This window comes from Bradyrhizobium sp. (assembly GCF_019242285.1).
In the GTDB taxonomy this organism is placed as follows: Bacteria; Pseudomonadota; Alphaproteobacteria; order Rhizobiales; family Xanthobacteraceae; genus Bradyrhizobium.
Window position 1 is genome coordinate 1 of the sequence record NZ_JAFAVV010000335.1, and the last position, 4,577, is coordinate 4,577.

General features: G+C 64.0%; 4 protein-coding genes. 2 read left to right on the forward strand and 2 right to left on the reverse strand.

Annotated features, from left to right (window positions below):
• Window positions 1-68: 68 nt before the first annotated feature.
• On the reverse strand, window positions 69-422 hold the full coding sequence (locus JOY90_RS13115; protein WP_291691551.1) for a GFA family protein: 354 nt from the start codon (window positions 420-422) through the stop codon (window positions 69-71).
• Window positions 423-833: 411 nt separating this feature from the next.
• On the opposite strand from JOY90_RS13115, the gene JOY90_RS13120 reads away from it, so the two are divergent.
• Window positions 834-1,700, forward strand: a complete 867-nt coding sequence (locus tag JOY90_RS13120) for an MBL fold metallo-hydrolase (protein WP_291691552.1) — start codon at window positions 834-836, stop codon at window positions 1,698-1,700.
• Between the two features lie 173 nt (window positions 1,701-1,873).
• On the opposite strand, the gene JOY90_RS13125 is transcribed toward JOY90_RS13120, so the two are convergent.
• Window positions 1,874-2,851: a quinone oxidoreductase gene (locus JOY90_RS13125; protein WP_291691553.1), complete on the reverse strand. Its 978-nt coding sequence runs from the start codon at window positions 2,849-2,851 to the stop codon at window positions 1,874-1,876.
• 237 nt (window positions 2,852-3,088) lie between these two features.
• On the opposite strand from JOY90_RS13125, the gene JOY90_RS13130 reads away from it, so the two are divergent.
• Complete coding sequence (locus JOY90_RS13130; RefSeq protein WP_291691554.1) at window positions 3,089-4,195, forward strand: IS110 family transposase; 1,107 nt, start codon at window positions 3,089-3,091, stop codon at window positions 4,193-4,195.
• Window positions 4,196-4,577: the final 382 nt, after the last annotated feature.

The following is a 4,577-nucleotide window of genomic DNA, read 5'->3' on the forward strand; positions in this document are numbered from 1 at the left end:
CCCGCGACTCGGCGATGGCGGGGGCAGCCATCCGGCTTTCGCGCACCTGGCGCAGTTGCTGTAAGGCTTCAAAGTCTGCGGCCGTCGACGTGCTTCACCTTGAGGGCCATCGGATCGACCCCATCGAGGCAGCGCACATTGATCGCCGCCATCTCGACCCCGCCCGGTCCCGTGCCGCGCGCAAACGACTGGATACCGCAGGTCGAGCAGAAGAGGTGATGAATGACGTGCTTGTTGAATTGATACTCCGTGGTCGCATCGTCCCCTGCGATCAGCTTGAAATCGGCGGCCGGCGCGAAAGCGAGCAGCGAGCCGAGCCGGCCGCAGCGCGAGCAATTGCAGGCGATCACCTCGCCAATGTCGAGCGCGACTTCATAGCGGACATTTCCACATTGGCAGCCGCCACAATAGGTTTGCTTCATGGTACCTCCTGATATCCGCACACGATTCGATAACGCTTGCGGTCGCCCGGCGGCAACAGCGCGCACATGTTCTTGAAGAAGCCCATGCTTGACGATGCCCATGCGTTCGGGTATTCGCGAAATTGAAACTGGTGATTTGCGCCCGGCAGCGGAAATTCCGCGCCGGGCTTTTGATTCCAATCATGCGCAACCGATGGCAGACCGACGGCAAGTTGCCCAATGCGCTCGACGCATAGCTCCCCTAGCGACCGCGCGCCTCTCCTCTGTATCCGGCCTGTATTTTCAGACGAGCCCGACTTGGACCGCCCCCGGAGCCATGCACTTTTGCGCCAGTCACGCTAAGATGACCGTGCCGGCCGTCAGGCGGGCCCGGCGTCCAAACATTCCCAGGGAGAAACGATGATGTCTCGCATGAAACTCGCGTTGGCCGTCACGTGCACGGCGATCGCCTTGAGCGCCACGGCGCAGGCACAACAGCCGCCAACCGCGACCACCAAGGTCGACGGCACCGACAATGTCTACATATTCCGCTACATGGGCCACCAGTCGATGTTCGTCGTCACGCCTGACGGCGTGATCGCGACCGACCCGATCAGCGAGCGCCGACCGGTCAAGCCGTATGTCGACGCCATCCAGGCCATCACCAAGGCGCCGATCAAATACGTGATCTACAGCCACATGCATTTCGACCACATCGCCGGCGGCAAGCCGTTCAAAGATATGGGCGCGACCTTCGTGGCGCAGCGGAACATGAAGGCGAGGCTCGATGAGCTCAAGCCGGCCGACGTCGTCATGCCCGACGAGTGGGTGGATGACAAGAAGACCATCACGCTCGGCGGCACCTCGCTGGAGCTCACTTATGTGGGCAAGAACCATTCCGACAGCACCCTGGTGATGCGGCTGCCGCGCGAGCGCGTGCTCTTCACGGTCGACTGGATTCCGCTGCAGGCCGTGCAGTTCCGCGGCATGGCCGACACCTACGTGCCCGACATCGAGGAAGGCCTGAAGAAGGTGATCGCGATGGACTTCGACAAGCTGATCCCCGGCCATCCGGGACCCGGCGGCCGGCAGATCGGCAGCAAGGAGGACGCGGTCGCCCAGCTCGACTATCTGCAGGACCTCTCCGCCGCGGTGAAGAAGGCGGTCTCGGAAGGCAAGAGCTACGCCGACGCCGAGAAGGAGATCAAGCTGCCCAAGTACGAGAAGTGGGGCGGCTACGAGGCCTTCCTGCCGATGAACATCGAGCGCTACTACGACTACTGGAACCGCGGGATCTAGCTGCGCACTCCGCGGGCGCGCCGCACTCCAGGGCCCTCATCCTGAGGAGGCGCGTAGCGCCGTCTCGAAGGATGGCCCCGGCGAGGGCGTTGCCCGTCGCCATGGTTCGAGACGCGCGGGCCAAGCGGCCCGCGCTCCTCACCATGAGGTCCATATTTTGGGGAACGCCACGATCAGGGAAGCAGAATGCTCGCCCCCGTGGTGGCGCGGCCTTCCAAATCGCGGTGCGCCTTCTCGGCATCCTTCAGCGCATACCGCTGGTTCACCGGGATCTTCACCTTCCCGCTCGCCACCGTGCTGAACAGGCTGTTGGCGATGGCCAGCAGATCCTCGCGCTTGGCGGCGTAAGTGTTGAGCGTCGGACGCGTCGCGAACAGCGAGCCCTTGGCCTGCAGCAGGTTGATGTTGAAGGCCTCGATCGAGCCCGAGGCATTGCCGAAGCTCACGAACATGCCGAGCGGACGGATGCAGTCGAGCGAGGCCGGGAACGTGGTCTTGCCGACGCCGTCATAGACCACATCGCACAGTCTGCCGCCGGTGAACTCCTTCACCTTCGCGACGAAGTCTTCGTCCTTGTAGAGGATGGTGTGGTCGGCGCCGTTCTTCTTGGCGAGATCGGCCTTGTCCCTGGAGCCGACGGTGCCGATCACGGTCGCGCCGAGGTGCTTTGCCCATTGGCACAGGATCAGCCCGACGCCGCCGGCGGCCGCGTGCACCAGGATGGTGTGGCCCTTCTCGACCCGGAAGGTGCGGCGCAGCAGATATTCGGCGGTCATGCCCTTGAGCATCATGCCGGCCGCCTGCTCGTCGGAAATGTTCGACGGCACCTTCACGGCGCGATCGGCCGGAAGGATGCGCTCGGCCGCATAGCCGCCAAGCGGCGCCACCGCGGCAACGCGCTCGCCGACCTTGATGTCGCTGACGCCCGAGCCGACCGCCACGACCTCTCCCGAGCCTTCATTGCCGACTGTGAACGGATAACCGTTCGGCGGCGGATACATCCCCTGGCGAAAATACGTGTCGATGTAGTTGATGCCGGCCGCGCCCTGCTTGACGCGGATCTGCCCCGGGCCCGGTGCCGGCAGCTCGATGTCTTCGAAGGTGAGGACTTCCGGTCCACCCGCCTTGTGCACGCGAACTGCCGCTACCATGGCATTCTCCCTTTTTTCACGCGCCGAAACCTTGGCGCTTTCCGTGTTGGCTGATCGGCGCGGATCATAGGTTTCGGGCAAAGGAGCGCAAGGGCGCCCGCCGCACTCCGCTCATTCCCGCGAAAGCGGGAATCCAGGGGCCGAGGACTGGGTCAAGAACTGTTGGGGTGGACGGCCCCCGACGGCATCGCTGTGCCAGAATGAGGTCGTTGGAGATCTCATACAAGGGAGCCGTCCGTGAACAAGTGTATCCGCATTGGTATCGATACGTCCAAGAGTGTTTTTGTGCTGCACGGGGTGGATTGCGCCGAGCAGCCTGTGTTGCGTCGAAAGCTGCGGCGCAGCCAGGTGCTGGCGTTCTTTGCCAAACTCGAGCCAACGACGATCGGGATGGAGGCCTGCGGCGCGGCGCATTATTGGGCGCGTGAGCTGATCGCTCTGGGGCACAGGGTCGTTTTGCTGCCACCGCAATACGTGAAGCCCTACGTGAAGCGGAACAAGAACGATGCGGCCGATGCCGAGGCGATCTGTGAGGCGATGAGCCGACCGACGATGCGGTTTGTGCCGGTGAAGAGCGCCGAACAGCAAGCCGCATTGATGCTGGCGGGCAGGCGCGACGGGCTGATCCGCCGCCGCACGCAGTTGACCAATACGATTCGCGGCTATGCGGCCGAGTTCGGGCTGATCGCCGCCAAGGGGCTCGACAAGATCGAGCCATTGCTGGCTCGCATTGCGGCAGATGCAGATATGCCCGAGCTGGCGAAGCAGTTGCTTGCCGACTACGGCCGGGACCATGCTCACCTCCAGGAGCAGATCGCGCAGATCGAGGCCAAACTGATGGCCTGGCACAAGGGCAACGAACTGAGCCGACGGCTGGCCGAGGTGCCGACCATCGGTCCGATCGGCGCCTCGATGTTGGCGATGAAGGTGACCGATCCGCAAGCGTTCGGATCGGGCCGCAACTTCTCAGCCTGGATTGGGCTCACACCGAAGGATCATTCGACCGCCGGCAAGCAGCGGCTTGGCGTGATCACGCGGGCCGGCGATGAGGCGTTGCGCGCTGTCCTGGTGGCCGGAGCCACTGCGGTGATCCAGCAGCTGCGCAAAGGGCGCGGAAAGCCTTCGCCGTGGCTGGCTGATCTTGTCAGGCGCAAGGAGCCCAAGCTCGCTGCAGTCGCACTTGCAAACAAGACGGCGCGCATCGCCTGGAAGCTGATGGTCAGCGGCGAGCGTTACGACGCCAAGCGGGCGGCCGGCCGGTTCGTTGCTCCGAATGGAAGAACGGCGCCGCGCTCCTCTCGTCAGGGCCGCTTCGCACCGCTTGCAGCTACTGCCATGGCTTGACCCGATACCCTTCGGCGCGACGGCGAGCTTCGCCACGCGCCAGGGCCGAAGCTTGCTCGAGAAGGACAGATGGTGTGATCGATCGATCCCACACGCGAGACACTCCGAGGGACCCAGTGGCCGGCTTGATGTCGCTGAACTGTTTGGGACTCGCGTCGCGGAACCCATCTTGGCAGCGGCCATGTGTGGCCGCGTCGACAGACCGGACATATGATCGCAATCGCTTCGATTCACACACTACCCGCCTCTTGCAAGCCGGGGGCCGTCCACATATGGGTCCCCGCTTCCGCGGGGACGAGCGGAATTGGGGGATCAGCCTGCGCTCGGGTGCCACTGCGGCTGATAGCCTGCGCGAAGGATCGCCACGATGCTCGGCGGCGTG